This window comes from Nocardioides sp. OK12 (assembly GCF_024341885.1).
In the GTDB taxonomy this organism is placed as follows: Bacteria; Actinomycetota; Actinomycetes; order Propionibacteriales; family Nocardioidaceae; genus Nocardioides; species Nocardioides marinisabuli.
This window is the reverse complement of the sequence record NZ_BNET01000003.1, coordinates 578298-605038: the sequence shown is the minus strand read 5'-3', so window position 1 is coordinate 605038 and position 26741 is coordinate 578298. Positions and strand designations below refer to the sequence as shown.

General features: G+C 73.0%; 28 protein-coding genes and 1 tRNA gene. 15 read left to right on the top strand and 14 right to left on the bottom strand.

The features are described 5' to 3' along the window. Positions 1-19 precede the first annotated feature (19 nt). Positions 20-93 (bottom strand) — tRNA-Gly (locus OCU29_RS10375). 163 nt (positions 94-256) lie between these two features. Between OCU29_RS10375 and OCU29_RS10370 the strand changes: the two genes are divergently transcribed. Continuing rightward, positions 257-787 carry a hypothetical protein gene (locus OCU29_RS10370; RefSeq protein ID WP_261819852.1) on the top strand — a complete coding sequence of 177 codons (531 nt, stop codon included), beginning with the start codon at positions 257-259 and terminating at the stop codon, positions 785-787. Positions 788-887: 100 nt separating this feature from the next. Further along, on the top strand, positions 888-1100 hold the full coding sequence (locus OCU29_RS10365) for a hypothetical protein (protein WP_261819851.1): 213 nt from the start codon (positions 888-890) through the stop codon (positions 1098-1100). A gap of 173 nt (positions 1101-1273) precedes the next feature. Here OCU29_RS10365 and OCU29_RS10360 read toward each other — a convergent pair whose 3' ends face one another. Further along, entirely contained in the window at positions 1274-2185 is a 912-nt protein-coding gene (locus OCU29_RS10360) for a hypothetical protein (RefSeq protein WP_261819850.1), read from the bottom strand. 189 nt (positions 2186-2374) lie between these two features. Here OCU29_RS10360 and OCU29_RS10355 point away from each other — a divergent pair, with 189 nt between their 5' ends. From OCU29_RS10355 to OCU29_RS10345, 3 genes are all read left to right on the top strand, one after another. After that, a complete protein-coding gene (locus OCU29_RS10355; RefSeq protein ID WP_261819849.1) occupies positions 2375-2701 on the top strand; it encodes a hypothetical protein in 327 nt (108 codons plus the stop codon). A 275-nt stretch (positions 2702-2976) separates the two neighbouring features. Continuing rightward, positions 2977-3198, top strand: a complete 222-nt coding sequence (locus tag OCU29_RS10350) for a hypothetical protein (RefSeq protein WP_261819848.1) — start codon at positions 2977-2979, stop codon at positions 3196-3198. After that, a complete protein-coding gene (locus OCU29_RS10345; protein WP_261819847.1) occupies positions 3195-4325 on the top strand; it encodes a DUF222 domain-containing protein in 1131 nt (376 codons plus the stop codon). Before OCU29_RS10350 ends, OCU29_RS10345 begins: the two co-directional genes overlap by 4 nt. Positions 4326-4335: 10 nt before the next feature. Here OCU29_RS10345 and OCU29_RS10340 read toward each other — a convergent pair whose 3' ends face one another. After that, on the bottom strand, positions 4336-4998 hold the full coding sequence (locus OCU29_RS10340) for a hypothetical protein (RefSeq protein ID WP_261819846.1): 663 nt from the start codon (positions 4996-4998) through the stop codon (positions 4336-4338). Positions 4999-5062: 64 nt separating this feature from the next. Here OCU29_RS10340 and OCU29_RS10335 point away from each other — a divergent pair, with 64 nt between their 5' ends. Then, on the top strand, positions 5063-6592 hold the full coding sequence (locus OCU29_RS10335; RefSeq protein ID WP_179614646.1) for an amidohydrolase: 1530 nt from the start codon (positions 5063-5065) through the stop codon (positions 6590-6592). Here the strand turns inward: OCU29_RS10335 and OCU29_RS10330 are convergent. Next, positions 6589-7521, bottom strand: a complete 933-nt coding sequence (locus tag OCU29_RS10330; protein ID WP_261819845.1) for an SGNH/GDSL hydrolase family protein — start codon at positions 7519-7521, stop codon at positions 6589-6591. The genes OCU29_RS10335 and OCU29_RS10330 overlap by 4 nt on opposite strands. Before the next feature lie 33 nt (positions 7522-7554). Further along, a complete protein-coding gene (locus OCU29_RS10325; protein WP_261819844.1) occupies positions 7555-8724 on the bottom strand; it encodes a CdaR family transcriptional regulator in 1170 nt (389 codons plus the stop codon). 83 nt (positions 8725-8807) lie between these two features. Between OCU29_RS10325 and OCU29_RS10320 the strand changes: the two genes are divergently transcribed. Both OCU29_RS10320 and OCU29_RS10315 read left to right on the top strand, forming a co-directional pair. Then, entirely contained in the window at positions 8808-9968 is a 1161-nt protein-coding gene (locus tag OCU29_RS10320; protein WP_261819843.1) for a ferredoxin reductase, read from the top strand. Positions 9969-10009: 41 nt separating this feature from the next. Next, positions 10010-11245: an acyl-CoA desaturase gene (locus OCU29_RS10315; RefSeq protein WP_261819842.1), complete on the top strand. Its 1236-nt coding sequence runs from the start codon at positions 10010-10012 to the stop codon at positions 11243-11245. Positions 11246-11257: 12 nt separating this feature from the next. On the opposite strand, the gene OCU29_RS10310 is transcribed toward OCU29_RS10315, so the two are convergent. Both OCU29_RS10310 and OCU29_RS10305 read right to left on the bottom strand, forming a co-directional pair. Next, a complete protein-coding gene (locus tag OCU29_RS10310) occupies positions 11258-12145 on the bottom strand; it encodes a hypothetical protein (protein WP_179614640.1) in 888 nt (295 codons plus the stop codon). A 16-nt stretch (positions 12146-12161) separates the two neighbouring features. Beyond that, the gene (locus tag OCU29_RS10305) at positions 12162-13403 is read right to left on the bottom strand and encodes an MFS transporter (protein ID WP_261819841.1); all 1242 of its coding nucleotides are present in this window, start codon (positions 13401-13403) and stop codon (positions 12162-12164) included. 206 nt (positions 13404-13609) lie between these two features. Between OCU29_RS10305 and OCU29_RS10300 the strand changes: the two genes are divergently transcribed. From OCU29_RS10300 to OCU29_RS10290, 3 genes are read left to right on the top strand one after another with little or no spacing between them, the layout of a single operon-like run. Next, positions 13610-14005 (top strand): YbaB/EbfC family nucleoid-associated protein, encoded by a 396-nt coding sequence (locus tag OCU29_RS10300; protein ID WP_261819840.1) that lies wholly within the window; start codon positions 13610-13612, stop codon positions 14003-14005. Then, positions 14002-14319, top strand: coding sequence for a hypothetical protein (locus OCU29_RS10295; RefSeq protein ID WP_261819839.1), 318 nt, complete (start codon positions 14002-14004; stop codon positions 14317-14319). Before OCU29_RS10300 ends, OCU29_RS10295 begins: the two co-directional genes overlap by 4 nt. 3 nt (positions 14320-14322) lie before the next feature. Next, positions 14323-15075: a WXG100 family type VII secretion target gene (locus OCU29_RS10290; protein WP_261819838.1), complete on the top strand. Its 753-nt coding sequence runs from the start codon at positions 14323-14325 to the stop codon at positions 15073-15075. Between the two features lie 9 nt (positions 15076-15084). Here OCU29_RS10290 and OCU29_RS10285 read toward each other — a convergent pair whose 3' ends face one another. Together OCU29_RS10285 and OCU29_RS10280 are read right to left on the bottom strand one after the other, a co-directional pair. After that, positions 15085-15360, bottom strand: coding sequence for a hypothetical protein (locus OCU29_RS10285; RefSeq protein ID WP_261819837.1), 276 nt, complete (start codon positions 15358-15360; stop codon positions 15085-15087). Positions 15361-15388: 28 nt separating this feature from the next. Beyond that, positions 15389-17008: an AMP-binding protein gene (locus OCU29_RS10280; protein WP_261819836.1), complete on the bottom strand. Its 1620-nt coding sequence runs from the start codon at positions 17006-17008 to the stop codon at positions 15389-15391. A 62-nt stretch (positions 17009-17070) separates the two neighbouring features. Here OCU29_RS10280 and OCU29_RS10275 point away from each other — a divergent pair, with 62 nt between their 5' ends. Next, positions 17071-17796, top strand: coding sequence for an MOSC domain-containing protein (locus tag OCU29_RS10275; protein WP_261819835.1), 726 nt, complete (start codon positions 17071-17073; stop codon positions 17794-17796). 170 nt (positions 17797-17966) lie between these two features. On the opposite strand, the gene OCU29_RS10270 is transcribed toward OCU29_RS10275, so the two are convergent. Together OCU29_RS10270 and pgm are read right to left on the bottom strand one after the other, a co-directional pair. Then, positions 17967-18728 carry a peptidase E gene (locus tag OCU29_RS10270; RefSeq protein ID WP_261819834.1) on the bottom strand — a complete coding sequence of 254 codons (762 nt, stop codon included), beginning with the start codon at positions 18726-18728 and terminating at the stop codon, positions 17967-17969. Further along, on the bottom strand, positions 18725-20377 hold the full coding sequence (gene pgm, locus OCU29_RS10265) for a phosphoglucomutase (alpha-D-glucose-1,6-bisphosphate-dependent) (protein WP_261819833.1): 1653 nt from the start codon (positions 20375-20377) through the stop codon (positions 18725-18727). Before pgm ends, OCU29_RS10270 begins: the two co-directional genes overlap by 4 nt. 24 nt (positions 20378-20401) lie before the next feature. Here pgm and OCU29_RS10260 point away from each other — a divergent pair, with 24 nt between their 5' ends. Both OCU29_RS10260 and OCU29_RS10255 read left to right on the top strand, forming a co-directional pair. Next, positions 20402-21208, top strand: a complete 807-nt coding sequence (locus OCU29_RS10260) for a crotonase/enoyl-CoA hydratase family protein (RefSeq protein WP_261819832.1) — start codon at positions 20402-20404, stop codon at positions 21206-21208. A 4-nt stretch (positions 21209-21212) separates the two neighbouring features. Next, entirely contained in the window at positions 21213-22727 is a 1515-nt protein-coding gene (locus OCU29_RS10255; RefSeq protein WP_261819831.1) for a hypothetical protein, read from the top strand. Between the two features lie 12 nt (positions 22728-22739). Here the strand turns inward: OCU29_RS10255 and OCU29_RS10250 are convergent, their stop codons facing one another. Both OCU29_RS10250 and OCU29_RS10245 read right to left on the bottom strand, forming a co-directional pair. Beyond that, a complete protein-coding gene (locus OCU29_RS10250; RefSeq protein WP_261819830.1) occupies positions 22740-23678 on the bottom strand; it encodes an oxidoreductase in 939 nt (312 codons plus the stop codon). Between the two features lie 8 nt (positions 23679-23686). Continuing rightward, a complete protein-coding gene (locus tag OCU29_RS10245; RefSeq protein ID WP_261819829.1) occupies positions 23687-24508 on the bottom strand; it encodes a maleylpyruvate isomerase family mycothiol-dependent enzyme in 822 nt (273 codons plus the stop codon). A 60-nt stretch (positions 24509-24568) separates the two neighbouring features. Between OCU29_RS10245 and OCU29_RS10240 the strand changes: the two genes are divergently transcribed. Further along, positions 24569-24895 carry a hypothetical protein gene (locus OCU29_RS10240; RefSeq protein ID WP_261819828.1) on the top strand — a complete coding sequence of 109 codons (327 nt, stop codon included), beginning with the start codon at positions 24569-24571 and terminating at the stop codon, positions 24893-24895. 32 nt (positions 24896-24927) lie between these two features. Here the strand turns inward: OCU29_RS10240 and OCU29_RS10235 are convergent, their stop codons facing one another. Beyond that, positions 24928-26709: a GAF domain-containing SpoIIE family protein phosphatase gene (locus tag OCU29_RS10235; protein WP_261819827.1), complete on the bottom strand. Its 1782-nt coding sequence runs from the start codon at positions 26707-26709 to the stop codon at positions 24928-24930. Positions 26710-26741: the final 32 nt, after the last annotated feature.

Sequence of the window (26741 nt, the reverse complement as noted above, 5' to 3'; positions counted from 1 at the left end):
CCCGGGCCATCGAGAAGAATGGAGCGGACGCGAGGATTTGAACCTCGACCTCTTCCCTGGAAGGGAAGCGCGCTGCAACTACACCACGTCCGCAGAGCCGGTCTCTGATGAGCGCGGCACGGAAGGAGTATGGACCATCTCTGCGCGAGTCCGGGGGCCAGGGTCTGGCTGAGCGACAAGAGGCGGCGGACAGAGGCAGGCTGGACGCGACGTGCGGCGCCTCCTCGGTGTCGGCGGTTCGGTGCATTCTCTGCTCATGGACTTCTTGACCGCAGTACTGCCGGGTCTGCTTTCGGGGTTGGTGGGTAGCTATGCCGGTTATCGATTGTCAGGTCGGGCTTCGCGCGCCGCCGAGACTCGATCGATCGGGCGCGAGGCAGCTGCCGACTTGTGCGCGCCTCTCCGAGACCTGCGCAGCATGTCTCGGAGGTGGGGTCGCGTCGAACTGGCGCAAGGTGAAGTCGGCTCTGCGGTCATTGCTTGGTCCGAGGCGTTCGATCGGCAAGGACATCGCCTGCCCACCGATTGGCGTCACGTCGGTCAAAGCGTTCGCGCCGCCGTGGGCGAAGTGTTTGGGGGTGTTGCGGTCGCGGACATTCGACCTGAGATGGCGGCCTACCCATTGGCAGATCCGGACTTCAAGTGGCAGGACTTCGCGGACGACTACCTCACATACGTGCTCGACGCGGTCGTTCGTTGGGGCGATGGCGACCGCTCAGCGCGGAAGCTTCGCAACTTCGACTCGTGGCTCGCGATCACGGGCCGCCACACTCGGTACCCCGCCTAGCGGCGGAATGTCGAAGCCAATGCACACCGACCAGCTAGCGGACTCGCGCGATCACGCCGCGCAGCACCGCGGACTTTCTCTCGATGGCATCATCCGTTTCATGCCCAAGCTGCCGCAGCCCCTCCTCGAAGTCGCATGGCGCCATCGTGGCGAGACCAGCAAAATTCATTACCGCGTGCGACGTCCCGACGGCTCGCCGCGCCACCTCATCACGCGTGAAGGCGATGCGTTGTACGAGGTGCTCGAGCAGCATCTCAATGCGATTGGCTACACCGGACCCAAGACATCCGACGAGGCTTCGGCCGAGCACTGATCGCATGTCGCCGACAGGCGGCGGTATACGCACTTGCCTGCCGCGCCCGAGCGGCGAGGACGCCAACAGCACGCAAGCTGCGCTTTCGAGCCGCATGGAGCACGAATGACTCGTCCGGTTGCGTGACAGAAGAGGCATCTGGCGGGCCCGAGTAAGTACCCTTGACGCCTGCCTCAAATGAGTTTGATAAGCGCCTTCCGAAGGCTGTTCTCAAGCGCGTCCTGCTGGGAAGCGGTCAGCTTGTCTGAAGTTCGGACAACGACGGTCCCGACAACCTTGTGCGAGCCCGAGGAAATGGGTCCGCCGTCAAAACTCGCCAAGTAACTGTTGCGGGCCTTTGCGTCCTTCACATTGCGATAAACCTCGATGGCACCGCCGCCCTCGGTGCCCTTGTCAACAATGTCGCGGCCGAAAACGCTTGCCTGGTTGACCAGGGTCGACGAGAAGTAGACCGTTGCCGTGTAACCGCCCTGCTTGTTGAGATTGCCGTTCGGATCGTTTCCTTCCGTGACGGCTTGGACGCCCGCAATACCTTGTAGGCTCCCGATCCGCTGGATGACAAATTGTTCGCTGGGATTCGTAATCTGCTGCATCTGTCGGATGCTCGCCTCGATAGCGGCCTTCGAATCTGCCAGTCGTGAGATCTGCTCCTCATAGTTGCCTAGGGCGTCGACGTCCGTGACTAGCGCTGGCAGTCGATCCAATTCGTGGCGGATCTTCTCGGTGCTTTCTGGCATTGGAGGGATAGGCGGTGCCGTCGCGATGTCGCCCTGGACCTCCCCGATTGTTGCGCCAGCTTTCACGAGCAACTTCGAGTTGAGGGGCGGCTGCTCAGAATCGATCGTCTTCTGGAGGTCTGAGATGGCTACGCCAAGTTCAGCGTTCCGGGCTTCCAGTTCAGACACGGCGCCCTCGTACTGCTGGGCGGCCTCCTCGAAAGCCGCAACGACCTCGTCGTGGGGAACCTTGACCTGGAAGTACCACGTCCCCGCAATTGCGGCCAACGCCAACATGAGCACGCCTGCCACAATCTTCGGCAGGAGGTGTCGAGTGCCTGACCGCTCTGCCTGTGCTGCGCTTTCCACGGAAACCCTTCGATCGAGTGGATGTGTCGGCGCGAAGGCTAGGGCAAGCTTCGCGCCGCCGCTTGGAGTCAAGGTGATGGCGGGCAGTGGTCTAGCTGTCGGTGCTGTTACTCGCACGAATGCGGGCGACCCTCGCTGTGGCGGCGGCGCGCCCGAGAAGATGACCCCGGTCGGTGAGGTCGGGTAAAGATGACCTTCGGCGCGACCGATACCTCCTACGTGACTCCCCCTGAGGACATGGGCGCGAAGGCTAGGCAGAACAACGCCGACAAGGTGTTCCGAGCGCTTGAGCGGATCGACGGCTTCCTGTACGCCAAAGACTTCAAGCGTGCCCGGTACGAGATCGAGTCGTTGGCCCAACTTCGGGACCGGAGCATGGGCCGGTTCAGAATCCAGCTCGCCGGCGTGGTTGACGCTCAGTGGGCGAGATATCGAACGGGCCGAGGGCTGCCCTCACGGGACCGGCCCACCTCCGTGAGGGCTGCCTCCGCGGGGCTGCCGACCCTGGGGAAGTAGGGCACCCCGAGCTCGTCTACGTCGTTAGAGATGGCGCATGGCATAGAGGCTGTCCGCTGACGAGACGACTCACAGTTCCAATTAGTCAGGCGTGCGCTCGCACCGGTCCTCGCCCGTGCTGCAACGTCGTGCTCCCCGCTACGGGGCGTTGCGACTGGTGCGACTAAGGGGTGCCGTCACGCCGAGTGGCGGCGGATTGCTGTACTCCTCGCTGTTCTACACAGTGCGAGTTCGCGCCCGACCACAGTGTCGGTGGCGGGTGATTGAGTGGGTGCATGCTCGGGAAGCCGGTGGTGGGGGAGATGTCGGAGGACGCTGTCCTCGACACTGCTGCCGCGCTCGCGACCACCGCGCAGCAGGCGGAGGTGCAGATGCTGGTGGTGGCGTATCGGTGGGCGGTGCTCAACGACCCGGACCGCACGCTGGACCCTGTTGAGGTGTCGAGGCCGGGGCGGGAGCAGGCCAAGCAGCTCGGTGGTGCGGCACGCGGCCGGTGAGCGAGTTCGCGGCGTCGCTGTTGGGGGCGCGGATCGGGCGCAGCACCTATGCGGCCGCGGCGTTGATCGCTGACGCGCAGGACCTGCAGGACCGCCACCCGGTGCTGTGGGGGCGGGTGCTGGCCGGGGAGGTCCGTGCCTCCTACGCCCGGTTCGTGGCGACCAAGACCCGCGAGCTCGACGCCCTCGAGGCCGGCTGGGTCGATGCGGAGGTCGCCGAATCCGCGGACGGTCGGATCACCTGGACCCGGTTCGAGGCACTCGTGGTCGGGAAGGTCGCGGCTGCGGCACCGGAGCTGGCGCGGGAGAAGGAGGAACGTGCCCGGCGGGCGACGTTCGCGAAGAAGGTCGGCACACCTGAGCACGGGATGGCCTCGTTCCTGATCCGCGCCCCCATCCCCGTCATCGAGCAGCTCGACACCGCCATCAGCACCCTCGCCGAGCGGCTGCGGGAACAGCTCCCCGACGACCCCCACGCCGCCGACGTCCTGCACCAGCCGGTGGGTGAGGAGCAGCCCGACCAGACCCCCACCGCGGTGAGCGCTGATGAGCGCCGCGTGCTGGCGGTGCTGATGCTCGCCAACCCCGACACCGCCCCCGAGGGCCTGGACATCCGGTCCCTGGCGCCCCGCGCCGAGATCGTGGTCCACCTCGACGGCCGCTCGATCGCCGATGCTGGCGAACCGCTGCCGCCGATCGGGCGCGTGGAGGGCCACGGCCCGGTGACCCGCGAATGGGTCCGCGACGTCCTCGGACCCCACGCGCGGTTCACGATCCGCCCGGTGCTGGACCCGTTGGGTCAGGTGCCGGTCGACGCCTACGAGATCCCGGCGCGACATAGGCGGGCCGTGCGGGTGATCTCGCCGGCCGACGTGTTCCCCTTCTCCTCCTGCACCAGCAACAGCATGCAGGTCGACCACACCGACCCCTGGGCACCCGGGGACGCCGGTGGCTCGAGCGAGGTCGGGAACTACGGGCCGATGACCACCCTCCACCACCGCGTCAAGACCCACGGGCACATGCGGGTCAAGCAGCCCTACCCCGGCGTGTTCGTGTGGCTCGACCCCTACGGCGCTCTCTACCTCGTCGACCACACCGGCACCCGCCGCATCGACCACGCCGCCTGAGCCTGGCGGACTACCCGACCCGGGCGCTCCCCGCGATCCGGTCCAGCAGCTCCACCATCGCGTCGCGGTCGACCCCGCGCCCGATCATGCCCAGGTAGTACTGCGCCGTCTCACCGGTGCCCGGCGTCGTCAGCCACCGCTCCAGCGAGTGCCGCCGGAAGCCCTCTGCGACGTAGGTGACCTCCAGCCCGTCGTAGGTCTCCTCGACGACCTCGAGCTCCTGCACCTCAGAGGCCGTCGCCAGCGCCCCCACCCGAGCAGCCCGCGCCGCCGGCACGCTCTGGAAGAGGTTGGCGACCTGGCGCACCCGCAGGAAGTAGAGGTTCTTCGCGTCGTCCGGCCCCGGCGGCGGGTAGAAGCGCCACTCGCCGCCCGCCGAGTCGCTGCGCACCCACCCCTTCGGCACCGACACCGACACCGTGAAGGGCGCCATGCCCAGCTCGACCCGCCGCAGTGGCAGGTCGCGGGCCAGGGCCGGGTCGTCGCGGTCCTCGCGCACCAGCACCGGCCGGTCCGTCGGGTACGCCGGGTCGACGGCCACCATCGGCCGCACCTCGCCCAGCGGGGCCGGCGTCTCGCGGTCGGCGCGCGCGACGGCGTACCCCGCCACCCCGCCCGTCAGGGCGAGCAGCACCACCAAGGCGGTGGCCGACCCGAGTCCGCGCACGCTCACGCGCTCACGGTAAACCCTCGGGGGCACGTCGGTGTGACGGGCGTCCCGGCCCTACCGTTGCGCCATGAGCAGCCTGATCATCCGCCACGCGCGCCTGGTCCCGGTGCACGCGGGCGACGTCGTGCCCCACGAGCCCGTCGACGTCCTGGTCACCGACGGCACCGTCACGGCCGTGGGCGAGAGCCTCGAGCGACCCGACGGTCTGCGCGAGGTCCAGGCCGACGGCCGCTGGGTCATCCCCGGCCTCTGGGACCAGCACGTGCACCTCGCCCAGTGGACGCTGAGCTCGGGCCGCCTCGACCTCGGCGGCGCCCGCAGCCCCGAGGCCGCGCTGGCGATGGTCGCCGAGCGTGTCGCGGAGTACCCCGACCTGCCCGTCATCGGCTGGGGCCACCGCTCCGCCGGCTGGGACCGCGACGTCACCGTGCACGAGCTCGACGCCGTCACCGGCGAGACCCCCGTCGTGCTGATCTCCGGCGACGGCCACCACGCCTGGCTCAACACCGTGGCCCTGCTCTTCCTCGCGATGCCGGTGCGCGACTCGGTCGTGCGCGAGGCCGAGTGGTTCGCCGCCTACCCGCGCCTGGCCAGCCTCGTCGGCAACGACGGCACCTCCCCCGAGGCCTACCGCCGCACCCTCGACCACGCCGCGTCCATGGGCGTGGCCGGGCTCGTCGACTTCGAGTTCAGCGGCGGCGCCGCCGAGTGGGCCGAGCGCTGGGTCGAGGGCTGCGACGTGCTGCGCGTGCGGATGGCGACGTACGCCGAGGGCCTCGACCCGGTCCTCGCCCACGGGCTGCGCAGCGGCGACCCGCTGCGCCTCGACCTGCTCGGCGCCGGCCCCGTCGACCCGCGCCTGACCATGGGCCCGCTCAAGATCATCAGCGACGGCTCCCTCAACACCCGCACCGCCTGGTGCTGCGAGCCGTACGGCGACGCGCACCGCCTCGAGTACCCCTCCGGCCAGCCCAACCTCTCCGGCGCCGAGCTGCGCGACCTGCTGCGCACCGCGCACGCCGCCGGGCTCGAGGTCGCCACCCACGCCATCGGCGACGCGGCCGTCGCCGAGGCGCTCGCGTCGTACGCCGAGACCGGCGCGCGCGGCTCGATCGAGCACGCCCAGATGGTCAACCGTGCCGACGTCCGCGAGATGGCGCGCCTAGGCATCCGGGCCAGCGTGCAGCCGGCGCACCTGCTCGACGACCGCGACCTGACCGAGCGGATCTGGGGCGAGCGCTCCGAGCGCTGCTTCGCCTTCCGCTGGATGCTCGAGGACGGGGTGCGGCTCGCGATGGGCTCCGACGCCCCGGTCTCCCCGCTCGACCCGTGGCTGGCGATGGCCGCCGCGGTGCACCGCAGCGGCGACGAGCGCGAGGCCTGGCACGGCGAGCACGCGCTGACCCCCCAGGAGGTGCTCTCCGCCTCCGTCGACGACCAGCCCACCGTGCGCGCCGGCAGCCGCGGCGACCTGGTGCTGCTCGACGCCGACCCGCTGCCCCACGGCTCCGCCGAGGAACAGGCCCGTCAGCTGCGCGACATGCAGGTGGCCGGGACCTGGGTGGCCGGCCGAGAGGTGTTCACCACCCTCGACTAGGCGTTCGGGACGGGCTCAGAGAGCAGCCGCAGCAGCTCGTCGGCGACCGCCTCCTGCCCCGCGGCGAAGGGGTGGAAGGCCAGCGCCCGCTCAGGGTCGTTCTCCTGGCCGTTGACCCACGGGTCGTCGGAGCAGATGTCGTGGCCCTGGCTCAGCGCGTAGAGGTCGACGTACTCGACCTCGGCGCGCTCAGCGGCGTTCTCGAGCGCGTCGGCCAGCCCGCGGTTGAGGGTGCGTGCCACCGGCAGCGCCTCGTCGTCGAGCGGCAGCGCGGAGCAGGTGCCCTGCGCCGGCACGAGCCGCGGGTAGCCCACCAGGATCACCCGCGCGTCGGGTGCCCGGTCGGCCACGCCGGCCAGCGCCGACGTGACCCGGTCGCTCACCTGGTCGAGCTGCTCGGTGATGTCGCCGACGACGTCGTCGGCCTCCACCTCGCCGACCGCCAGCCCGCCCGAGGCCAGCGTGCTGAAGAGCCCGAAGTCGTTGCCGCCGATGCCGAGGGTGACCAGGTCGGTGTCCTCGTCGAGCGCGTCGAACTGGGCGGGGCGGCTCTCGCCGTCGAAGGTGCGCTGCACCCCGACCAGCGACAGCGTCTGGGCGCCGGCGCAGCTGACGTCGGTGAGCTCGCTGCCGAGCTCGGCGGCCACGAGACTGGGGTAGTTGCCGCTCGAGCGCAGGCACCCGTCGTCGCGGTCGGTCTCGGGGACGAACGGCGCCGAGGTGTAGGAGTCGCCGAGGGCGACGTACGACGGGTAGTCGCTCCCGCGCGCACCCTGCCGGCTGCCCTGCTCGCCGCGCTCCTCGTCGCTCGAGGGCGTCGGTGCGGGCGCCGCCTCCTGCTCCTGGTCGTCGCCGCAGGCGAGGAGGCCGCCGGACAGCAGGGCGGCGGTGGCACCGGCGGCGAGCGCCCGGGTGAGACGAGAGGTCATGGCGGCCACCGTACGGCGCCCGCCCACACCCCCTCAGCCCAGCGCGACCACCAGCGCCAGCACCGTCTCGGGGTCCTCGAGGTCGTCGCCGAAGAGCTCGCGCAGCTGGCCCATCCGGTAGCGCACGGTCTGGGGGTGCACGAAGAGCTCGGCGGCGACCTCGTCGCGGCGGCCCTGGTGCAGCAGCCACGAGCGCAGCGTCTCGGTCAGCTTCTCGGCGGTGGCCGGGCGCAGGTCGGCCAGCGGTGCAAGCACCGCCTCGCGCAGGTCGGCGCGGGCGTCGGCGTCGGCGGCCAGCACCAGCGCCGGCAGGTGCTTCTCGGTGTCGGGGCCCAGCCCCAGCGCCCGGGCCCGCCGGGCCCGGTCGAGGGAGGCGCGGACCTCCAGCCAGGGGCGCGGCGGGCCGGCCACGGCGTCGCGGCCCTCGAGCGTGCGCAGCAGCGCCCCGCGGGCCCGGCCGTGCGCGTCGGGCACCAGCAGCAGCCCGCCCTCCTCGACCTCGGGGGCGTCGGCCACCGCGATCGTGGCGCCGGGCAGCGAGACCAGCACCGGGCGCACCTGCGAGTCGGGCATCACCACGGCGGTCAGGGTGGTCGGCGGCTCCCACTCGGCGCGGGCGGCGGTCTCGGCCACGCTCTCGGCGGGCGCCCCGGCCAGCAGCTGGCGCGCGAGCTTCTCCAGCAGGCGCTGGCGCACCCGGCCGGTGGTGGCCAGCTCGTCGGCGTGCCCGGCCACGCTGGCCGCCGACAGCTCGTCGATGTAGGCGAAGACCAGCTCGGCGAAGGCACCCAGGGTCGGCGCGTCCATGCCGGCGCGCACCGCGGTCGCCGACATCTCGCGCCACGACACCCGGGCGCCGATCCGGTAGGCCGACAGCAGCGCGTCGGTGCTGCGTCCGCTGCGGGCCTCGCCGCGGCCCAGCTGGTAGGCGCCCTCGACCGAGGGGGCGGTGGGGGTGCGGGGGTCGGCGCCGCGCCGGCCGCTGGCCAGCGACAGGAAGCCACCCAGTGCCAGCTGCACCGCGTTGCGGATGTTCTCGCCCATCGACCCGGTCAGCGCGTCGTCGTACGACGGCACCTCGGCGATGATCGCTGCCACGACCCGGTCGGCGACCGAGGCCAGGTCGGCGCGCATCTCGGTGACCGCCCGGGCGGGCAGCTGGAGCCCGTGGCCGGCGATGCGCCGGGGGATGCGTCGAGCCATGTTGTTCGCTCCGAACAAAAGGGAGGCAGAAGTCTGCGTCGTCTGCACAGGACTTTAGCGCCCTCGTCCAGCAGTGTGGAGTCATGACCAGCGTTGCCTTCCGTGCTCCCGCCACCAGCGGCCGTCCGTCGTGGTCGGCTGCCCTGCGCCGGCAGGCCCGGCGCGTGGCCGAGGCCGCCGTCACCCCCCTCGACGTCGACGACGTCCTCGACGTCTTCCACCCGCTGCGCCGCGGCGCCCCGCTGCGCGGCCGGATCGTCGCGGTGCGCCCCGAGACCGCCGACGCGGCCACCATCGAGATCAAGCCCGGCGCCGACTGGGCCGGCCACGTGCCCGGGCAGTACCTGCGCATCGGCATCGACGTCGACGGGGTGCGCCACTGGCGCGCCTACTCCCTGACCCACGGCCCGCGCCGCGACGGGCTGATCTCGATCACCGTCAAGGCCGTGCCCGACGGCAAGGTCAGCGACTTCCTGGTGCACCGCGCCACGGTCGGCACCACCGTGCACCTCGAGCAGGCCGCGGGCGAGTTCGTGCTGCCCGAGACCGCCGTGGGCCAGCCGACCAAGCTGCTGTTCGTCACCGCCGGCTCCGGCATCACGCCGGTGATCGGGATGCTGCGCAACCTGTTCCCGGCCACCGACACCGGCGTGCTGCGCCTGCGACGCAGCGACGACCTCGACATCGTGGTCGTCCACGTCGCCCCGACCGAGCCGAGCTCGATCTTCCGCGACGACCTCGCGGCGCTCGACGAGGCCGGCGCGATCCGGCTCGTGGCGCGCTACGACGACACCCACGGCGTGCTCGACGTCGCCGACCTCGACGACCTGGTGCCCGACCTGGCCGAGCGACGCACCTTCGCCTGCGGCCCCGCCGGTCTGCTCGACGCGCTCGAGGAGCACCACCGCGCCGCCGGGATCGACCTGTTCGTCGAGCAGTTCCGCACCGCTCGCGTCGAGGCCGGCGAGGGCGGCGCGGTCACCTTCTCCCAGGGCGGCACGGTCGTCGAGGCCGACGGCGCCACCCCGATCCTCGACGCGGCCGAGGAGGCCGGCGTCCTGATGCCCAGCGGCTGCCGGATGGGCATCTGCATGGGCTGCGTGCTGCCGCTGAAGGAGGGCTCGGTGCGCGACCTGCGCAACGGCGAGGTCACCACCGCCGTGCCCGGCGAGACCGACCCGCGAGGCGTCCTCGTCCAGACCTGCGTGAGCGCCGCGGCCGGCGCCTGCTCCATCGACCACTGACCCGCTCGACCACCCGTACCGCTCGACGCGAGGAGACCCCCATGACTGCCATCACCCGCAAGCCCGAGAACCCGATCGCCCACCTCAGCGACGCCGACATCGAGCAGATCGGCGCCGAGCTCGACGCGATCCGCCAGGAGGTCATCGACTCCCGCGGCGCCGACGACGCGGCGTACATCCGCAAGGTCATCGACGTGCAGCGCAAGCTCGAGCTCGGCTCGCGCGCGGTGCTGCTGGCCAGCGTCTTCCCGCCGGCCTGGGTGCTGGGCACCCTCGGGCTGAGCGTGGCCAAGATCCTCGACAACATGGAGATCGGCCACAACATCATGCACGGCCAGTGGGACTGGATGCGCGACCCCAAGATCCACTCCAGCACCTGGGAGTGGGACAACGCGACCCCGTCGGAGGCGTGGAAGCACAGCCACAACGAGGTCCACCACACGTACACGAACATCGTGGGCAAGGACAACGACCTCGGCTACGGCATCATGCGCGTCGACGAGGACCAGCGCTGGGTGCCGATGTACCTCGCGCAGCCGCTGTGGAACTTCATCAACGCCTGCTTCTTCGAGTACGGCATCGCCGCCTACGACCTCGAGCTCGGCAAGAACCTGCGCACCCCCAAGCACAAGCGCAGCGAGGCCTTCAAGGCCAACGTCAAGGGCACCCTGGGCAAGATCCGCAAGCAGGCGACCAAGGACTACGTCGTGCACCCGGCCCTGTCGATCCCGACCGGCTCGTTCCTGCCGACCCTGGCCGCCAACGCCACCGCCAACCTCGTGCGCAACCTGTGGACGCACTCGGTGATCATGTGCGGCCACTTCCCCGAGGGCGTCGAGACCTTCGAGAAGAAGGCGATCCCGGAGAAGGAGACCCGCGGCCAGTGGTACGTGCGCCAGATGCTGGGCTCGGCCAACATCTCCGGCTCCAAGGCGATGCACGTGATGACCGGCAACCTCTCGCACCAGATCGAGCACCACCTCTTCCCCGACCTGCCCTCCAACCGCTACGCGGAGGTCGCACCCAAGGTGAAGGCGCTGTTCGACAAGTACGGCCTGAACTACCACGAGGCGCCGCTGCCGGCGCAGGTCTACTCGGCCTGGCACAAGGTCGTGCGGCTCTCCCTGCCCAACGGCTGGATGGCCACCACCAACGCCAAGAACCTGCCCAGCCAGCTCAAGCTGCTCTACGGCATGACGACCAAGGGCCCCAAGGTGCGCCGCGCCGCCCAGGCCCGGCTGCAGCAGCAGGCCCGCAAGCTCGCCCAGGCGGCCTGAGCCACCGCCGGGTCACGGCAGGGTCCGCCGCAGCCGGTAGGTGCCGTGGCGGACCTCGTAGCCCAGGGCCGCGTTGACGGCCCGGATGCCGCGGTTGTGCTCCTCGTTCTCCGTCAGGCAGAGCGTGGCGCCGGCCGCGGCCGCGCGGCGGTGGATCTCCATCTTGACCATCAGCGCCAGCCCCCGGCCGCGGTGGACCGGGTCGACGCCGGTGTAGGCGATGAAGAAGTCCTCGCCGACGACGGTGCCCTGGGCGATGGCCGCGGGGCGCCCGTCGACCCGGGCCAGCACCCCGACCGAGCGGGCCCCCTGGCTCGAGGAGAGCAGCGAGGCGGCGGTGACGTAGCGCCCGCCGCGGACGGCCTCCGGGTTGGTCTGGCTGGCGCGCAGCATGGCGTCGAAGGCGGCCTGGTCGGGCACCCGCAGGTCGTCGCAGGCCTCCAGCGCGACCCCGGACGGCGGCAGTGGCTCGGGCAGGTCGACCAGCGGCAGCGCCGACTCGATCGAGAGCTCCTCGACCTCGTAGCCCCAGTGCCGGGCCACCGCGAGGGAGCGGGGCTCGTCGTCGAAGACCCGGCTGGTCATCAGGGTCGTGCCCGCGGGGGTGCGGCTCGAGAGCGCCCGGTGCAGCGCCGAGCCGACCCCGCAGCCCTCCGCGCCCTCGGCCACGGTCAGCCACTCGACCGCCCAGCCCGGGGGCAGGTGGGTGCCGCGGGTGATCCAGCCGTAGCCGAGCGTGGTGCCGTCGCCGCGCACCGCCTGCAGGGCCACCAGGCCCGGCCAGGTCTCCGGCACCATCAGCTGCCAGCCGGCGTCGGAGCCGGTGAGGTGGCGGTTGCGCGCGACACCGAGCGCGATGAGCGCCTCGTACTGCTCGGGGGTGGCCTGCTCGACCCGCATCCTCCGAGGATGGCACCTACACGAGGTCGCTGGCGAGGGGCTCCCGCTCCTGGCTGTCGCTGACGGCCGTGCGCAACCGCCGCTGCTGGGTGGCCATCAGCACGGTGGCGAGCAGGGTCGTGGTGACCGTGACCGCGAAGGCGGCCGTCGAGCCGTGCACGTCGGCGAGCCGGCCGGCCACCGACGAGCCCAGCGCGTAGCCGATGCCGGTGGCGCTGGCCAGCGTCGTCATCGCGGCGCCCACGCGCGGCAGCGGCACCACCCGCTCGGCCAGCGAGAAGACCGCGATCATGTACGGCGCCACCGCGCAGCCCAGCACCAGCACGACCGCGGTGGCCCCGAGCAGGCTCTCGACCAGCAGCAGCGGCCAGCTGAGCGTGGCCAGCGCCAGCGCGGCGACCAGGGCGCGCCGCTCGTGGCCGATCCGCTCGGGCAGGTACGCCGTCGCGATGCCGGCGACCGCGCTGCCGACGCCGAGCGTGGCGTGCACGAGGCCGGCGACCCCGGGCTGCCCGGCCTCGGTGGCCAGCACCGTCGCGCCGGTCTGGGTGGCGCCGAAGAGCACCCCGACCAGCAGCTGGGCGGCGGCCAGCACCACGAAGACGAGGCTGACCAGGCGGCCGGGGTGCGCCGCGTGGTCGTGGCGGGGGACCAGCCGGGCGGAGCCGTCGAGGGCGAAGGCGGTGCCGAAGACGGCGAGCAGGGCCGCGGCCAGGACCAGGCCGCCGCTGGGGGAGACCAGCACCGCGGCCAGGCCGATGAGGGCGGGGCCGAGCGCGAACGAGGCCTCGTCGGCCGCGCCCTCGTACGAGAAGGCGGCGTCGACGAGGCGGCGCTGCTGCGGGCCGGTGCCCTCGGTCATCGGGCGCCAGCGCACCCGGGCGAGCGGGCCGACCTGGGGCATCGCCAGACCCGTCGCGGCCGCGATGGCCACGACGGCCGCGTCACCGGCGTCGGCGCCGACCGCCGCCACCAGGAGCACGAGGCCGGCGGCGCCCAGCAGCGACTGGACGAGCACGACCGGGCGCTGCCCGATGCGGTCGGCCAGCGAACCGGCGGCCGGGGCGCCGAGAGCGTTGGCCACGGCCAGGGCGCCGGCCGAGAGGCCGCCGAGGCCGTAGCTGCCGGACGCGGTCGAGACGAGCAGCAGCGTGCCGAGCTGGCTCATCGCCAGGGGCAGGCGGCCGAGGAACGCCACCAGGACGTAGGTGGGGCCGGCGAGGTCGATCAGCCGCCGGTAGGAGGACAGGGGGGTCACGGGGTGGTGCCTTTCGGGTGCGTCACAGCGACGCGCCGAACCCACCTCCAAGCGCGCGTTGAACCCTCTGCGCCGTCGATCGTACGGCGGCGCCGCGCCTCGCGGGCAATCAGCGGCCGCGGACGCGGCGCGTTTGGCGGGTCCGCTCCCGGGTAGAGAACCGACCGGACGGGAACCTGCCCGTCGCGCCGAGGAAGGGCGAGCAGATGACGTCTGGTCCGGACGACCGGGTCGAGCAGGCGCGGGCGAGCAGCCTGCGACGCCTCCAGGAGATCGCGGAGATGCAGCGCCAGCTCGCGGGGGTGTCGGGCCGGGCCGAGGCCGCCGACGGGGGCGTGCGGGTGAGGGTGACCCCGGCCGGGATGCCGACCGAGCTGATGATCAGCGACGAGGCCCTCGAGCTGACTGGGACCGAGCTGGCCGCCGCGATCATGCAGGCCGTCGCGAGCGCCACCGTGAGCGCCTCACAGGAGCTGCGGGCGATCGTCGGGCAGGTCGTCCCGCCGGACCAGCTCGACGCGCTGCTGCGCGGCACCACGTCCGACGCCGACGTGGCCGGGGTCCAGGAGCAGATCGACGCCCTGCGGAGCGACGTGCGATGAGCGGCGAGCTCTACGCGCAGTATCACGTGCTCGAGCAGGCGTCCGAGGCACACCTCGACGCCGCCGAGTACGCGACCCGGATCGAGCAGGACCGGCAGGAGGCCCGGCTCGACCCGGGGTCGCTGGGCAGGATCCTGCCGTCGCAGGACATCGTGAGCGGTTTCGAGCAGGCCACCGAGCAGACCCGCGAGGCGCTGGCCGACCTGGTCGAGGCCTGCGAGGGGCTGAGCCAGCTGCTGGGCGTCCTCGAGCGGCACTTCCGCGAGGTCGACCAGGCGGTCGCCGACCAGTTCGACCAGCTCAGGGGGGTCTGAGCCGTGGGGGCGTGGGACGAGGTCGAGGGCTGGATGGGCGGCCTGATGGGTGAGATCTACAGCATCATGAAGCCGCTGGTGAACCCGCTGGTCGAGCAGTGGGAGTCGATCACCGGTGATCCCGATTCGGTCCACCAGGTCGCAGCCGAGTGGCGCGGGATGGCCGCCTCGCTGGACTCGCTGGCCCGCTTCGAGACCGACGGGCTGGCTGCCACCCAGGGCGGGTGGACGGGGCTGGCGCACGACAGCTACAGCGCGGCCATCACGGACCTCGCCTCGACCATCCGCGACATCGCGAGCCAGGTGGGGGAGGTCGGGGGTTTTCTCGACCAGGCCGCCACCGAGGTCCGCGAGACCCAGCAGCTGATCCGGGACCTCGTCTTCGAGCTGGTCGAGTGGGCAGCGATCTCGCTGGCGGTCAGCGCGGCCGGGGCGATCTTCACCCTGGGCGCCTCGGTGGCGGCGGGGGCGGCCTCGGCTGCGGCCCGGGCGGCCATCACCGCCGGCAAGATCGCCACCCTACTGCGCAAGGTCGAGGCGGCGCTGCGCCGGATCCAGGCGATGATCGCCGCCTACCGGACCTGGTTGAAGGGACTGTCGTTCGCGCAGCGCTTCGCCTTCAAGGCCGCGGTGGAGAAGCCCCTCGTGCGTGCGGTCACCGGGCTGGACGGCAACTACAAGGACCCCGCCATCGACCTCGGCGAGGTCTACACCGGCTACGACCTGCCCGCGCCGCTCGACGGTGGCCGGGTTTGACCGGCCGCCTCAGGGCCGCGAGCGGCCGCGGACGCGGCGTACGCCGTCGCGCACGAGGGTGAAGGCGCCGTAGGCGAAGTACAACGCCACCAGAGCGGCACCGACCAGCGCGCCGACCACGAGACCGGGCCCGTCAGCGACCAGGAAGCCCAGAGCGGCGCCCACCAGGATCGGCAGCGCCACCAGCGCCGCCCCCTTCGCGTCGTCCCACAGGTTCGAGGCCGCGTCACGCGCGAAGCCGGTCTGGTCGGGTCCGGGGGCCTCGTGGGGGGGCTGGGAGCTCACGACGCAGAGCGTACGTGACCCGGGCCGCTCACAGCTCGAGCATCCTCGTGGACTCCTCACGCATCTCGACCTTGCGGATCTTGCCGGTCACCGTCATCGGGAACTCCTCGACCACCAGCACGTAGCGCGGGATCTTGAAGTGGGCCAGGCGGCCCTCGCAGAAGGACCGCACGGCGGCGGCGTCCAGCGGCGGCGCGCCCTCGCGGAGCTTGAGCCAGGCGCAGAGCTCCTCGCCGTACCGCTCGTCGGGGACGCCGATGACCTGGACGTCCTCGACGTCGGGGTGGGTGTGCAGGAACTCCTCGATCTCGCGGGGGTAGATGTTCTCGCCGCCGCGGATGACCATGTCCTTGATCCGGCCCACGATCGTGCAGTAGCCGTCCTCGCGCATCACCGCCAGGTCGCCGGTGTGCATCCAGCCGTCTGCGTCGATCGCCTCGGCGGTGCGCTCGGCGTCGTTCCAGTAGCCGCGCATCACGGAGTAGCCGCGGGTGCAGTACTCGCCGGCGGTGCCGCGGGGCAGCGTCTCGCCGGTGACCGGGTCGACGACCTTGATCTCGAGGTGGGGGTGCACCCGGCCGATGGTCGCCGTACGCCGCTCGAGGTCGTCGTCGACGCGGGTCTGGCAGCTGACCGGCGAGGTCTCGGTCATGCCGTAGGCGATCGCGACCTCGCTCATGTGCATGTCGTCGACGCAGCGCTTCATGACCTCGACCGGGCAGACCGAGCCGGCCATGATGCCGGTGCGCAGGCTGCTGAGGTCGTGCTCGGCGAAGGTGGGGTGGTTCTGCATGGCGATGAACATCGTGGGCACGCCGTAGACGCCGGTGCAGCGCTCCGCGGCGATGGTGCGCAGGGTGGTCTCGGGGTCGAAGCCGGGCGCCGGGATCACCATGGTGGTGCCGTGGGAGGTGCAGCCCAGGTTGCCCATCACCATCCCGAAGCAGTGGTAGAACGGCACCGGGATGCACAGACGGTCCTCGGGGCCCAGGCCGATGAGCTCGGTGGTCATGAAGCCGTTGCCCAGGATGTTGCGGTGCGTGAGCGTCGCGCCCTTGGGGTAGCCGGTGGTGCCCGAGGTGTACTGGATGTTGATCGGGTCGTCGGGGTCCAGCGAGCCGGCACGCTCCGCCAGCGCCTCGTCGCTCACGTCGTCGCCGCCGGCCACCAGGGCGTCCCAGTCGTCGGTGCCGATGTGCACGACCCGGCGAAGGTCGGGGCACTGCGGGCCGACCTCGCGCAGCATCGCGGTGTAGTCGCTGGACTTGAACGACGTCGCGGCCACCATCAGCGACAGTCCGCTCTGGTTGACCGCGTAGGCCAGCTCGTGGGTGCGGTAGGCCGGGTTGACGTTGACCAGCACCGCGCCGGTGCGGGCGGCGGCGTACTGCACGAGGGTCCACTCGGCGCAGTTCGGCGCCCAGATGCCCACCCGGTCGCCCTTCTCGACACCGGCGGCCATCAGCCCCTTGGCGACCCGGTCGACGTCGTCCTCGAGCTCGCGCCAGGTCCAGCGGCGTCCGCTCGCGACCTCCACCAGCGCCTCCCGGTCGGGATGGGCGGCCACGGTGCGCGAGAGGTCGGCGCCGATCGTGGTGTCCGGGAGGGGCGGCTCGGTGGGGCCGGCGGCGTAGGAGTCCTGGGTCACACCGCGTACCTCACCAGGCTCGACCGGCCTGGACAAGACCCGGGCGTGGCAGGCTCGGGCGGGTGAGGGTCAGCAGGGTCGGGTACGCCGCCGCGAAGGGCACCCGTCACCTCGCCCGCGACCAGGTGGTGCTGGCCGCCGACGGGGTGGTCGGTGACCGGCGCTGGTGCTTCGTCGACGTCGGCGCCCGGCAGGTGCTGCGGACCGTGGCCCACCCGGGACTCGTGGGGCTGCTGCTCGACGAGGCCGGTGACGAGCTGGTGCTCGAGGCGCCGGGGCGTGCTGCGCTGCGGGCTCCCGCGGTGCTCTCGGGGGAGTCGGTCACCTGCGACTACTGGGGTCGCGAGGTGGCGCTCGAGCTGGTGGACGGACCGTTCGCCGAGGCCGCCTCCGCCCACCTGGGTCGCCGGGTGCGCCTGGCACGGGCCCCGGCCGGCGGGGTCGTCTACGGCGGCTCGGTCAGCCTGGTGGGCGAAGGGTCGCTCGCCGCGCTCGGCGGCCTCGACCCCGCCCGAGTGCGCGCCAACCTCGTCGTCGAGGTCGGTCGGGCCTTCGCCGAGGACGACTGGGTCGGTCGCGACGTGGCCGTCGGCAGCGCCGTCCTCCGCTTCACCACCCGCACCCCCCGCTGCGCCGTCCTCGACCTCGACCCGGTCACCGGCGCCCGCGGCTCCGGCGTCCTCACCGCCCTCACCACCCTCCGCGGCACCCCCACCCTCGGCGTCGACGGCCACGTCCTCCGCCCCGGCACCGTCCGCCCCGGCGACCCGGTCACCGTCGTCGGTTGAGCAGGGAGGGCGCCGCCGTAGGTTGAGCAGCGAGGGCCGAAGGCTCGAGCGTCGCCGAAACCCGGTGAGCCCATGGCGTACGGCGACCACGGTTGCGGTCTGCGAGTCACTTACGGGGTCTCGGCGACGCGCGTCGCTGGCGCTCCTTGCTGCTCGACCAACGGTGCTGGTCAGGGGAGGAGGCGGACCTCGAGGGGGCTCTCGGCGACCTCGAGGGACTCGACCGCGTCGCCGGTGTCGAGGGCGTCACCGGCGCGGTGCACCCGGTAGGCGCCGGCTCCCTCGCGCTCGCTGACGGCCTCGACGAGCTCGCCGTCGCGCCACAGCAGCGCCACCCCGTCGTCGGCGGCGTAGCCGGTGGGCAGGGCGCCGGTGCCCACCAGGTCGAGGTACGTGGGGCGGCGCTCGGCCTCGCCGTCGTAGTGCGGGCAGGCGCTGCCGGGCAGCAGCCCGAGGCCGTCGGGCAGTGCGGCGAGCGGGCCGTAGGAGTCGGTGACCGAGCCCTCGTACCAGCAGTTCATGCCGGCGCTGATGCCGGCGAGCACCGTGCCGGCGGCGGCCGCTTCGCGCAGCACCTCGTCGAGGCCGTGCAGGCGCCACAGCGCCAGCAGGTTGGCGGTCGAGCCGCCGCCGACGTAGACCACGTCCTGGGCGAGCACGTGCGCGCGCAGGTCCCCGCCAGGGATCTGGTCGTAGTAGAAGAGCGGCAGCACGCTGGTCTCGGCGCGCCCGGCGAAGGCGGTCGTGAACCCGTCGACGTACGACGCCGCGTCGCCGCTGGCGGTGCCCACGAAGCAGACCCGGGGCAGCCCACCGGCGCCCCGCGGGCTCTCCACCAGGGAGAGCAGGAAGTCGTCGAGCGGCGCCGGGACGGACCGGTCGTCGGCCATCGAGAAGCCGCCGCCGCCCATCGTCAGGATCGTGCCGGTCACTGCGACGACCCGCCCAGCGCGGCGCTGACCACCTCGCGGGCCTGCTCCTGGACCTGCGCCAGGTGGTCGGGGCCGCGGAACGACTCGGCGTAGATCTTGTAGACGTCCTCGGTGCCCGAGGGACGGGCGGCGAACCAGGCCGACTCGGTGGTCACCTTGAGCCCGCCGATGGCGGCGCCGTTGCCGGGGGCCTCGGTCAGCTTGCCGGTGATCGGCTCGCCGGCGAGCTCGGTGGCGGTGACGGCGTCGGGGCTCAGCGCCGCCAGCGCGGCCTTCTGCTCGCGGGTCGCGGGCGCGTCGACGCGGGCGTACGCCGGGTCGCCGTGCTCGGCGACCAGCGCGGCGTAGTGCTGGGAGGGCGTCTGCTCGGTGGTCGCGAGGATCTCGGTGCCGAGCAGGCACAGCAGCAGGCCGTCCTTGTCGGTGGTCCAGGTCGAGCCGTCGCGGCGCAGGAACGAGGCGCCGGCCGACTCCTCGCCGCCGAAGCCGAAGGAGCCGTCGAGCAGCCCGGGCACGAACCACTTGAAGCCGACCGGCACCTCGACCAGCGGCTTGCCGAGCGAGGCGGCGACGCGGTCGATCATCGACGACGACACCAGCGTCTTGCCGATCCGGGCGGTCTCGGGCCAGTCGGGGCGGGCCCCGCCGAAGAGGTGCCCGATCGCCACGGCCAGGAAGTGGTTGGGGTTCATCAGGCCGGCGTCGGGGGTGACGATGCCGTGCCGGTCGGCGTCGGCGTCGTTGCCGGTGGCGATGTCGTAGGCGTCCTTCTGGGCCACCAGCGAGGCCATCGCCGAGGGGGAGGAGCAGTCCATCCGGATCTTGCCGTCCCAGTCGAGGGTCATGAAGCGCCAGGTGGCGTCGACCAGCGGGTTCACCACGTGCAGGTCGAGGCCGTGCCGCTCGGCGATCTCGCCCCAGTAGCCCACCGACGCCCCGCCCAGCGGGTCGGCGCCGATGCGCACCCCGGCGCGGCGGATCGCCTCGAGGTCGACCACGTTCGGCAGGTCGTCGACGTAGCCGCCGAGGAAGTCGTACGTCGTCGCTGCCGCCCGGGCCCGCGCGAACGGCACCCGCCGTACGGTGTCGAGGCCGCCGCGGATCAGCTCGTTGGCGCGCGCCGCGATCACCTTCGTGGCGTCGGAGTCGGCGGGGCCGCCGTGGGGCGGGTTGTACTTGAAGCCGCCGTCGGCCGGCGGGTTGTGCGAGGGCGTGACCACGATCCCGTCGGCGAGCCCCGAACCGGTCGTCCGGCCGCCGTTGGCGCGCAGGATGGCGTGGGAGACCGCCGGGGTGGGGGTGTAGCCGTCGCGGTCGTCGACCAGCACCGTGACGTCGTTGGCGACCAGCACCTCCAGGGCGGTCGACCAGGCCGGCTCGGAGAGCGCGTGGGTGTCGCGGCCGATGAACAGCGGCCCGTCGTAGCCCTGCTCGCGGCGGTACTCGCAGATCGCCTGGGTGGTGGCCAGGATGTGGGTCTCGTTGAAGGCGGTGCGCAGCGAGGTGCCGCGGTGCCCGCTGGTGCCGAAGGCGACCTGCTGGTCGGGGTCGTCGGGATCGGGCACGCCGGTGTAGTAGGCGGTCACGACCTGCGCGACGTCGATGAGGTCGGCTGGCTCGGCGGTGGTCCCGGCACGCTCGTGGCTCATTCCCGCATCATGCATCATGAGCGCATGAGCAACCGGACGAGCCACGTCGCCTGCACCATCGAGGACGGCGTCGCCCACGTGCGTCTCGACCGCCCCGACAAGCTCAACGCGCTGACCCTCGACGTCCTCGACGACCTCGTCTCGACGGCCCGGATGCTGCGCCGCGACAAGACCCTGCGCGCGGTCGTGCTCTCCGGCGAGGGCGATGCCTTCTGCGCCGGCCTCGACTTCGCGACCGTGATGCGCACCCCGGGCCGGGTCGCGCTGGCCTTCGTGCCGCGGCCCTGGCGCGGCACCAACACCTTCCAGGAGGCCTGCTGGGCTTGGCGCCGGCTGCCGGTGCCGGTCGTGGCGGCGGTCCACGGGCACTGCCTGGGCGGCGGGCTGCAGATCGCGCTGGCCGCCGACTTCCGCATCGCCACCCCCGACTCGCAGTGGTCGGTGCTCGAGGGCAGGTGGGGGATCATCCCCGACATGTCGGGCGTCCGCTCGCTCAAGGAGCTCGTCGGCATCGACGTGGCGAAGCGGCTGACGATGACCGCGGAGACCGTCACCGGCAAGCAGGCCCACGACCTGGGCCTGGTCACCGAGATCGACAGCGACCCCGTCGCCGCCGCCCTCGAGCTCGCCGAGCAGCTCAAGGGCCGCTCGCCCGACCAGCTCGCCGCCGCCAAGCGGCTCTTCGACGACACCTGGACCTCCTCGGCGCGCCACACCTTCGCCCGCGAGCGGGTCGAGCAGGCCTGGCTGCTGGTCGCGCGCAACACCAAGGCCGCCCGCGAGGCCGCCTTCCAGCGCATCGCCCCCGAGTTCGGGCCGCGCCAGCGCTGAGCGCGTGAGGTTCTGGCGCACCGCGGTCCTGCTGGGCCTCGGCCTGTTGTGGTGGTGGCTGGGGCCCCTGGTGCCGCTGCTCGCCCTGGTCGGCCTGGCGCACCCGCGGGTGCGGCGCGCCTGGCGGCCCGGTCGTCGTACGGTCGGCGGCTGGGGGTTGGCGCTCGCGGTGCTCGCCGGCCTGCTGGTGCTCGTGCCCGACGGTCTGCTGCCGCTGCCCAGCGGCTCGGGGGCGCTGGTCACCCCCGGCTACACCGGCCGGCCCGTCACCCCGCAGCCGCTCACCCTCGACGCCCCCGGCACGGCGGCCGTCGCCGGGCCGCTCGGGCTGAGCCCCGAGGTCGACACCGCCTGGTACGGCGCCGAGCAGTGCGCGGGGATCGACGTCACCACCGGCGGCCGGCTGGTGGCGCTGTGCGGCGAGGGCGACGACCAGCGCCTGCGCGTCATCGACGCCGACACCCTGCGCCCGCTCGCCGGCAAGGACCTGCCCGACCCCGACGGCGCGCCCGGCTGCGCCCGGGTCGGCTTCCACCTCGACGCCGCCGACCGGGTCGTCGTGCCCACCGCCGACCGGCAGGTGCTGGTCGTGGCCACCGCCGACGGCGCCGGCGAGGCCGACCTGACCACCCTCGAGACCCACGACCTGGGCGCCCTGGTGCCCGACGACGACTGCCTGCTCTCGGTGGCGCCCGACAGCGACGGCCGCACCTGGTTCGTCACCCGCCAGGGCCGGGCCGGCTTCCTCGACCCGCTCGGCGGCCCGCCGCAGCTGCTCGAGCTCGACGAGGAGGTCGCCAACCCGCTCACCAGCGGCCCCGACGGCGGCGTGTACGTCGTCACGGTCGGCTCCGTGGCCCGCCTCGACGTGCGCGGCGGCGAACCGGTGCTGACCTGGCGCAGCGACTACGAGCGCGGCAGCGCCACCAAGCCCGGCCAGCTCGCCCAGGGCAGCGGCTCACCGGCGACGCTGCTGGCCGACGGGCTGGTCGCGATCACCGACAACGCCAACCCGCGCATGCACGTCGTCGTCCTCGACGGCGCCGACGGCGAACGGGTCTGCCAGGCCGAGGTCTTCGACGACGACGCCTCGGCCAGCCAGGGCGCGCTGGTCGCCGTCGGCCGCGGGGTCGTGGTCGCCAACACCCACGGCTACGACGGGGTGCTGCGCACCGTCCTGGGCCGGGTCCCGACCGGCGGCCTGGCCCGCGTCGACGTCGTGGGGCGCGAGTGCGTGCCGGCCTGGACCTCCGAGGTGGTCTCGCCCTCCGCGACCCCGGCCGTCTCCGCCCAGGCCGGGCTGCTCTACTCCTGGACCAAGCGCAAGAGCTGGTGGGGCGTCGACGCCTGGTACCTCACCGCCCTCGACGTCCGCACCGGCCGCCCCGCCTTCTCGGTGCGCACCGGCCGCGGCCCGCTGCTCGACAACCACTGGTCCGAGGTCACCCTCGGCCCCGACGGGGCGGCGTACGTCGCCACCCTCGGCGGGCTGGTGCGGGTGCGGGACGAGCAGCGCTAGGCGGTCCGCCGCTCAGGGGTAGCTGATGCCGGTGACCCGCTCGCTGAGCTCCCACAGCCGGCGCTGGGCGATCTCGTCGTGGGCGAGGCGGCGCGCGGTGACGACCTGCGGCGCGCCGGACATCTCGCCCAGCCCGCCCGGCCCGCAGTACGTCGACCCGGGCAGGTCGGCGGTGGCGGCCATCAGCGTCGGCCAGGCGCCGTGGGCGACCGGCTGGGAGACGGCCTTGATGGCGCCGTCGAGGATGCTGGCGACCCCGCCGCTGGTGCGGCCGTACTGGCCGTTGACCGCGAGGTGGCTGCCGGCGAAGCCGGGGTGCGCCGCGGTCGCGAGCACCGGCACCTCCGCGGCCCGGCAGCGCCGGTCGAGCTCGAAGGTGAACAGCAGGTTGGCCAGCTTGGTGCGCGCGTACGTCGGCCAGCGCGAGTAGCGGCCGGTGGTGCTGCGCGGGTCCTCGAGCGGGGCGCGCCGCGCCGCCCGGTGGAACTGCGAGGACACCGCCACCACGCGCCCGCCCTCGCTGTCGACCAGCTGCGGCAGCAGCAGCCCGGTCAGCAGGAACGGCCCGAAGTGGTTGGTGGCCATCTGCAGCTCGAGCCCGTCGGCGGTGCGCGAGTACGGCGTGCCCATCACCCCGGCGTTGTTGACCAGCACGTGGATCGGCCCCAGCCGGCCGGCGGCCGCGGCCGCGCGGCGTACGGAGGACAGGTCGGAGACGTCGACGAGCAGCGGCTCGAGGTCGGCGCCGGGCACCTCGGCCTCGATGCTCGACCGGGCCTCGTTGAGCTTGGCCTGGGTGCGCCCGGCGAGCACCACCCGCGCGCCGCGGCGGGCCAGCTCGAGCGCGGTGACGTGGCCCAGGCCGCCGACCGACGGGCCGGTGACCACGATTGTGCGCCCGGCCTGGTCGGGGATGTCGGCCAGCCGCCAGGTGTCCACGGGCCTGCTCACCGGGGCGCTCACGGGGTGGTCGCCATCGACGCGACCACCCGGGCGCCGAGCTCCTGGTCGCCCTCGACCCGTACGGCGCCGGGCTCGGCGTCGCAGCGCCCGCCGGCCAGCCGGGCGAAGGAGTCGCGGTCGAGGTGCAGCGCCACGGTGGGGGTCGCCGGGGGAGCCACCGGGCGGCCGCGGCCGTCGTCGCCGACGGCGTGCGCGACCGGCTCGCAGCCCTCGACGTGCAGCAACAGCGTGGTGCCGGCCGGTGCCCCCACCTTCTTGGCCAGCACGTAGCCCATCGACTCCGCGAGGTACTCGATGGTGTGCTGCGCCGCCGCGCTGTCGAGGCCGCCGGGGCGACCGGTCGCGCGGCGCACGTCCTGCTCGTGCATCCAGACGTCGAGGGGCCGGTTGCGCAGCAGCGTTCCCCAGCTCCACGGCACCCCGCCGAAGGCCCGGTCGGGGGTCGCGGAGGCGTCGGACGGGGGGTCGGCCAGCAGCGCCGTGCGCCGAGCGGTCGCCGCGGAGCGGATCTCGTTGATGATCGCGTCGGGCGAGGCGTCGCGCCGGTTGACGACGCCGATCTCGGTGTAGAGGTTCATCAGGCCCCTCGCGTGGGCGGGCTCGCCGACCTCGGCGTGCTCCTCGACGCCGGTGGCCAGCACCTGCTCGAGGTGGGCGACGTGGGCGGCGACCGCGCGCACGTCCCAGCCCGCGAGGTCGGTGGGGGTCGCCCACTCGGCCTCGTCGAGGTCCTCGAGCAGGGCGGTGAAGTCGTCGATGGCCTGCCACCAGGTCTCGGCGTAGCCGGCGAGGAGGTCGCGGTCGTCGGGGGCGCTCATGGGCGGCAGCCTAGAGCCCCCGTAGTCTCGGTCGTCGAGGAAGCACGAGGAGGGGTGGCCATGGCGGCGACACGATCGGCGCGAGCCCGCAAGGCCACGGCCGAGGCCGGGGCGCTGGCCACGGTCACCATCGACGTGGGCGCCGACGACTCCTTCGTCTACCGCATCGGCTGCTCCGAGTGCACCACCTCGGCCTCGGCCCGGGCCACCGGTCGCACCCAGCGGCGCGCGTGGTCGACGTACCGACCGGGCGCCGACAACGGCTACCTGGCCGCGATGGACCGGTGGACCTTCCACCTCACCGAGCAGCACCCCGGCCACGAGGCGCCCTGCCTGGCCTACCTCGAGGCGGCCCAGCAGCGGCTGCACGAGCGCCGCCAGCACTAGCGGCCGCACTGGCGCCCGGCGGGGTCGGCGCCTCAGTCGTCGGGCGTGAACCGCACCGCCATCACCGCGATGTCGTCGTCGAGGTCGTCGTCGGCGAGGTCGCGCAGCACGGCGTCGAGGAACTTCTCGACCGGCAGGTGGCCGTGGTCCGCCACGGCGGCGGCCAACCGCTCGAGCCCTTCGTCCAGGTGCTCGCCGCGCCGCTCGACGAGCCCGTCGGTGTAGAGCAGCAGGGTCGAGCCGGCCGCGACGAGGACGCGCTGGTCGGCGCGCTCGACGTCGGGCAGCACCCCGATCATCAGGTCGGGCGGCCCGTCCTGCAGGTAGGAGCACCGGCCCTCGGGCCCGAGCAGCAGCGGCGGCGGGTGCCCCGCATTGGTCCAGGCCAGCCAGCGCCCGCCGGGCTCGTCGCCCTCCTGGCCGGGGGCCTCGATGCGGGCGTGCACCAGCGTCGCGAGGCCCTCGACCTCGAGGTCGTGCAGCGCGTGGTCGAGCAGGCGCACGTTGGCCGCCGGGCGGTCGTCGACGGCCCAGGTGATGGCGCGCAGCATGTTGCGCACCTGGCCCATCGTCGCCGCGGCCCCGAGGTCGTGGCCCACCACGTCGCCGATCATCAGCGAGGTGTCGCCGCCGGGCATCACCACGGCGTCGTACCAGTCGCCGCCGACCTGGTCGCGGGCGGCGGCCGGGCGGTAGCGCGCCGCGATCTCCTGGCCGGTGCTGCGCGGCAGCGCCGGCAGCAGCGCGCTCTGCAGCGTCACCAGGGCGTCGAGCCGCTCCTGCACCAGCAGCGCCCGGCTCACCGCCTGGGCGGTGTACGACGCCAGCGCGGTCATCGTGGTGACGTCCTCGTCGCTCTGGTCGCGGGCGGTGTCCCAGACCAGCGCCATCGCCCCCAGCGAGACGCCGTCGGTGTCGTAGAGCGGCAGGAAGGCGCGGGCCTCGCCGACCTGGGCGCTGAGGTCGAGGTGGCCGTAGTGCTCGTTCTGCGCGGCCCGGTCGTGGAACCACACCGGCCGCTGCAGGACCATCGCGCTGCCCAGCGGGTTGGAGTGGTCGAGGCCGAGGCGCTGGTTGAGCTGGGCCGAGCGCCAGTCGTCGCCGGTGCGGGGCACGTAGTGCAGGCGGGCGTCGTCGCCGACCGGGTCGGAGGAGCCCGGGTGCAGGGACGTGTCGTCGATCCAGATGCCGGCGCGCGAGCAGCCGAGCTGCTCGATCGAGACGGCCTCGACGGCGACGGCCACGTCGCCGAGGGTGCGGGTGCTGGCCAGGCCCTCGCTCAGGGCGAGCAGCACGCTCGAGCGGCGCGACAGGTTGGCCGCCGAGTCGGCGGCCCGGGCCGCCTCGGCCCGCAGCCCGCGCTGGGCCAGCTCGCTGGAGCAGGCCGCCGCGAGGTCCTGCAGCGAGGCCAGGTCGGCCCCGCTCCACTCGCGCGGCTCGTGGGTGATCGCGCACAGCGAGCCGACGATGGTGCCGTGCTGGTCACGGATCGGGTAGCCGGCGTAGCCGATCACCCCGAGGTCGGGGATCGCCAGGTTGCTGCGCAGCCGCTCGTCGAGACGGGCGTCGGTGATGACCAGCGGGGCCTGGTCGGCGACCACCCACTGGCAGAACGAGTGCGACAGCGGGGTCTCGCGCGTGGTCGCCAGCTCACCGGTGAGCCCGTCGGCGCCGACGAACGCCTGCCGCTGCTCCTCGACCAGGCTGACCAGGGCCATGTCGGAGCCCAGGGACCGGCGCACCAGGCGCGCGTAGCGGTCGAAGGCGACGCGCAGGTCGGCCTCGGGTCCGGCCCGGAGGTCGGGGTGGGACATGGCGTGCGACCTCCGTCTTCTCGAGGACGAAC

Bases quoted from the DNA above. Each gene is read 5' to 3' on its own strand.
- OCU29_RS10325 (WP_261819844.1), bottom strand. From the start codon at position 8,724: ATGGCTCGACGCATCCCCCGGCGCATCGCCGGCCACGGGCTCCAGCTG.
- OCU29_RS10350 (WP_261819848.1), top strand. From the start codon at position 2,977: ATGCTCGGGAAGCCGGTGGTGGGGGAGATGTCGGAGGACGCTGTCCTC.
- OCU29_RS10370 (WP_261819852.1), top strand. From the start codon at position 257: ATGGACTTCTTGACCGCAGTACTGCCGGGTCTGCTTTCGGGGTTGGTG.
- OCU29_RS10300 (WP_261819840.1), top strand. From the start codon at position 13,610: ATGACGTCTGGTCCGGACGACCGGGTCGAGCAGGCGCGGGCGAGCAGC.
- OCU29_RS10320 (WP_261819843.1), top strand. From the start codon at position 8,808: ATGACCAGCGTTGCCTTCCGTGCTCCCGCCACCAGCGGCCGTCCGTCG.
- OCU29_RS10240 (WP_261819828.1), top strand. From the start codon at position 24,569: ATGGCGGCGACACGATCGGCGCGAGCCCGCAAGGCCACGGCCGAGGCC.
- OCU29_RS10235 (WP_261819827.1), bottom strand. From the start codon at position 26,709: ATGTCCCACCCCGACCTCCGGGCCGGACCCGAGGCCGACCTGCGCGTC.
- pgm (WP_261819833.1), bottom strand. From the start codon at position 20,377: ATGAGCCACGAGCGTGCCGGGACCACCGCCGAGCCAGCCGACCTCATC.
- OCU29_RS10260 (WP_261819832.1), top strand. From the start codon at position 20,402: ATGAGCAACCGGACGAGCCACGTCGCCTGCACCATCGAGGACGGCGTC.
- OCU29_RS10335 (WP_179614646.1), top strand. From the start codon at position 5,063: ATGAGCAGCCTGATCATCCGCCACGCGCGCCTGGTCCCGGTGCACGCG.
- OCU29_RS10310 (WP_179614640.1), bottom strand. From the start codon at position 12,145: ATGCGGGTCGAGCAGGCCACCCCCGAGCAGTACGAGGCGCTCATCGCG.
- OCU29_RS10355 (WP_261819849.1), top strand. From the start codon at position 2,375: ATGACCTTCGGCGCGACCGATACCTCCTACGTGACTCCCCCTGAGGAC.
- OCU29_RS10295 (WP_261819839.1), top strand. From the start codon at position 14,002: ATGAGCGGCGAGCTCTACGCGCAGTATCACGTGCTCGAGCAGGCGTCC.
- OCU29_RS10365 (WP_261819851.1), top strand. From the start codon at position 888: ATGCCCAAGCTGCCGCAGCCCCTCCTCGAAGTCGCATGGCGCCATCGT.
- OCU29_RS10330 (WP_261819845.1), bottom strand. From the start codon at position 7,521: ATGACCTCTCGTCTCACCCGGGCGCTCGCCGCCGGTGCCACCGCCGCC.
- OCU29_RS10315 (WP_261819842.1), top strand. From the start codon at position 10,010: ATGACTGCCATCACCCGCAAGCCCGAGAACCCGATCGCCCACCTCAGC.
- OCU29_RS10245 (WP_261819829.1), bottom strand. From the start codon at position 24,508: ATGAGCGCCCCCGACGACCGCGACCTCCTCGCCGGCTACGCCGAGACC.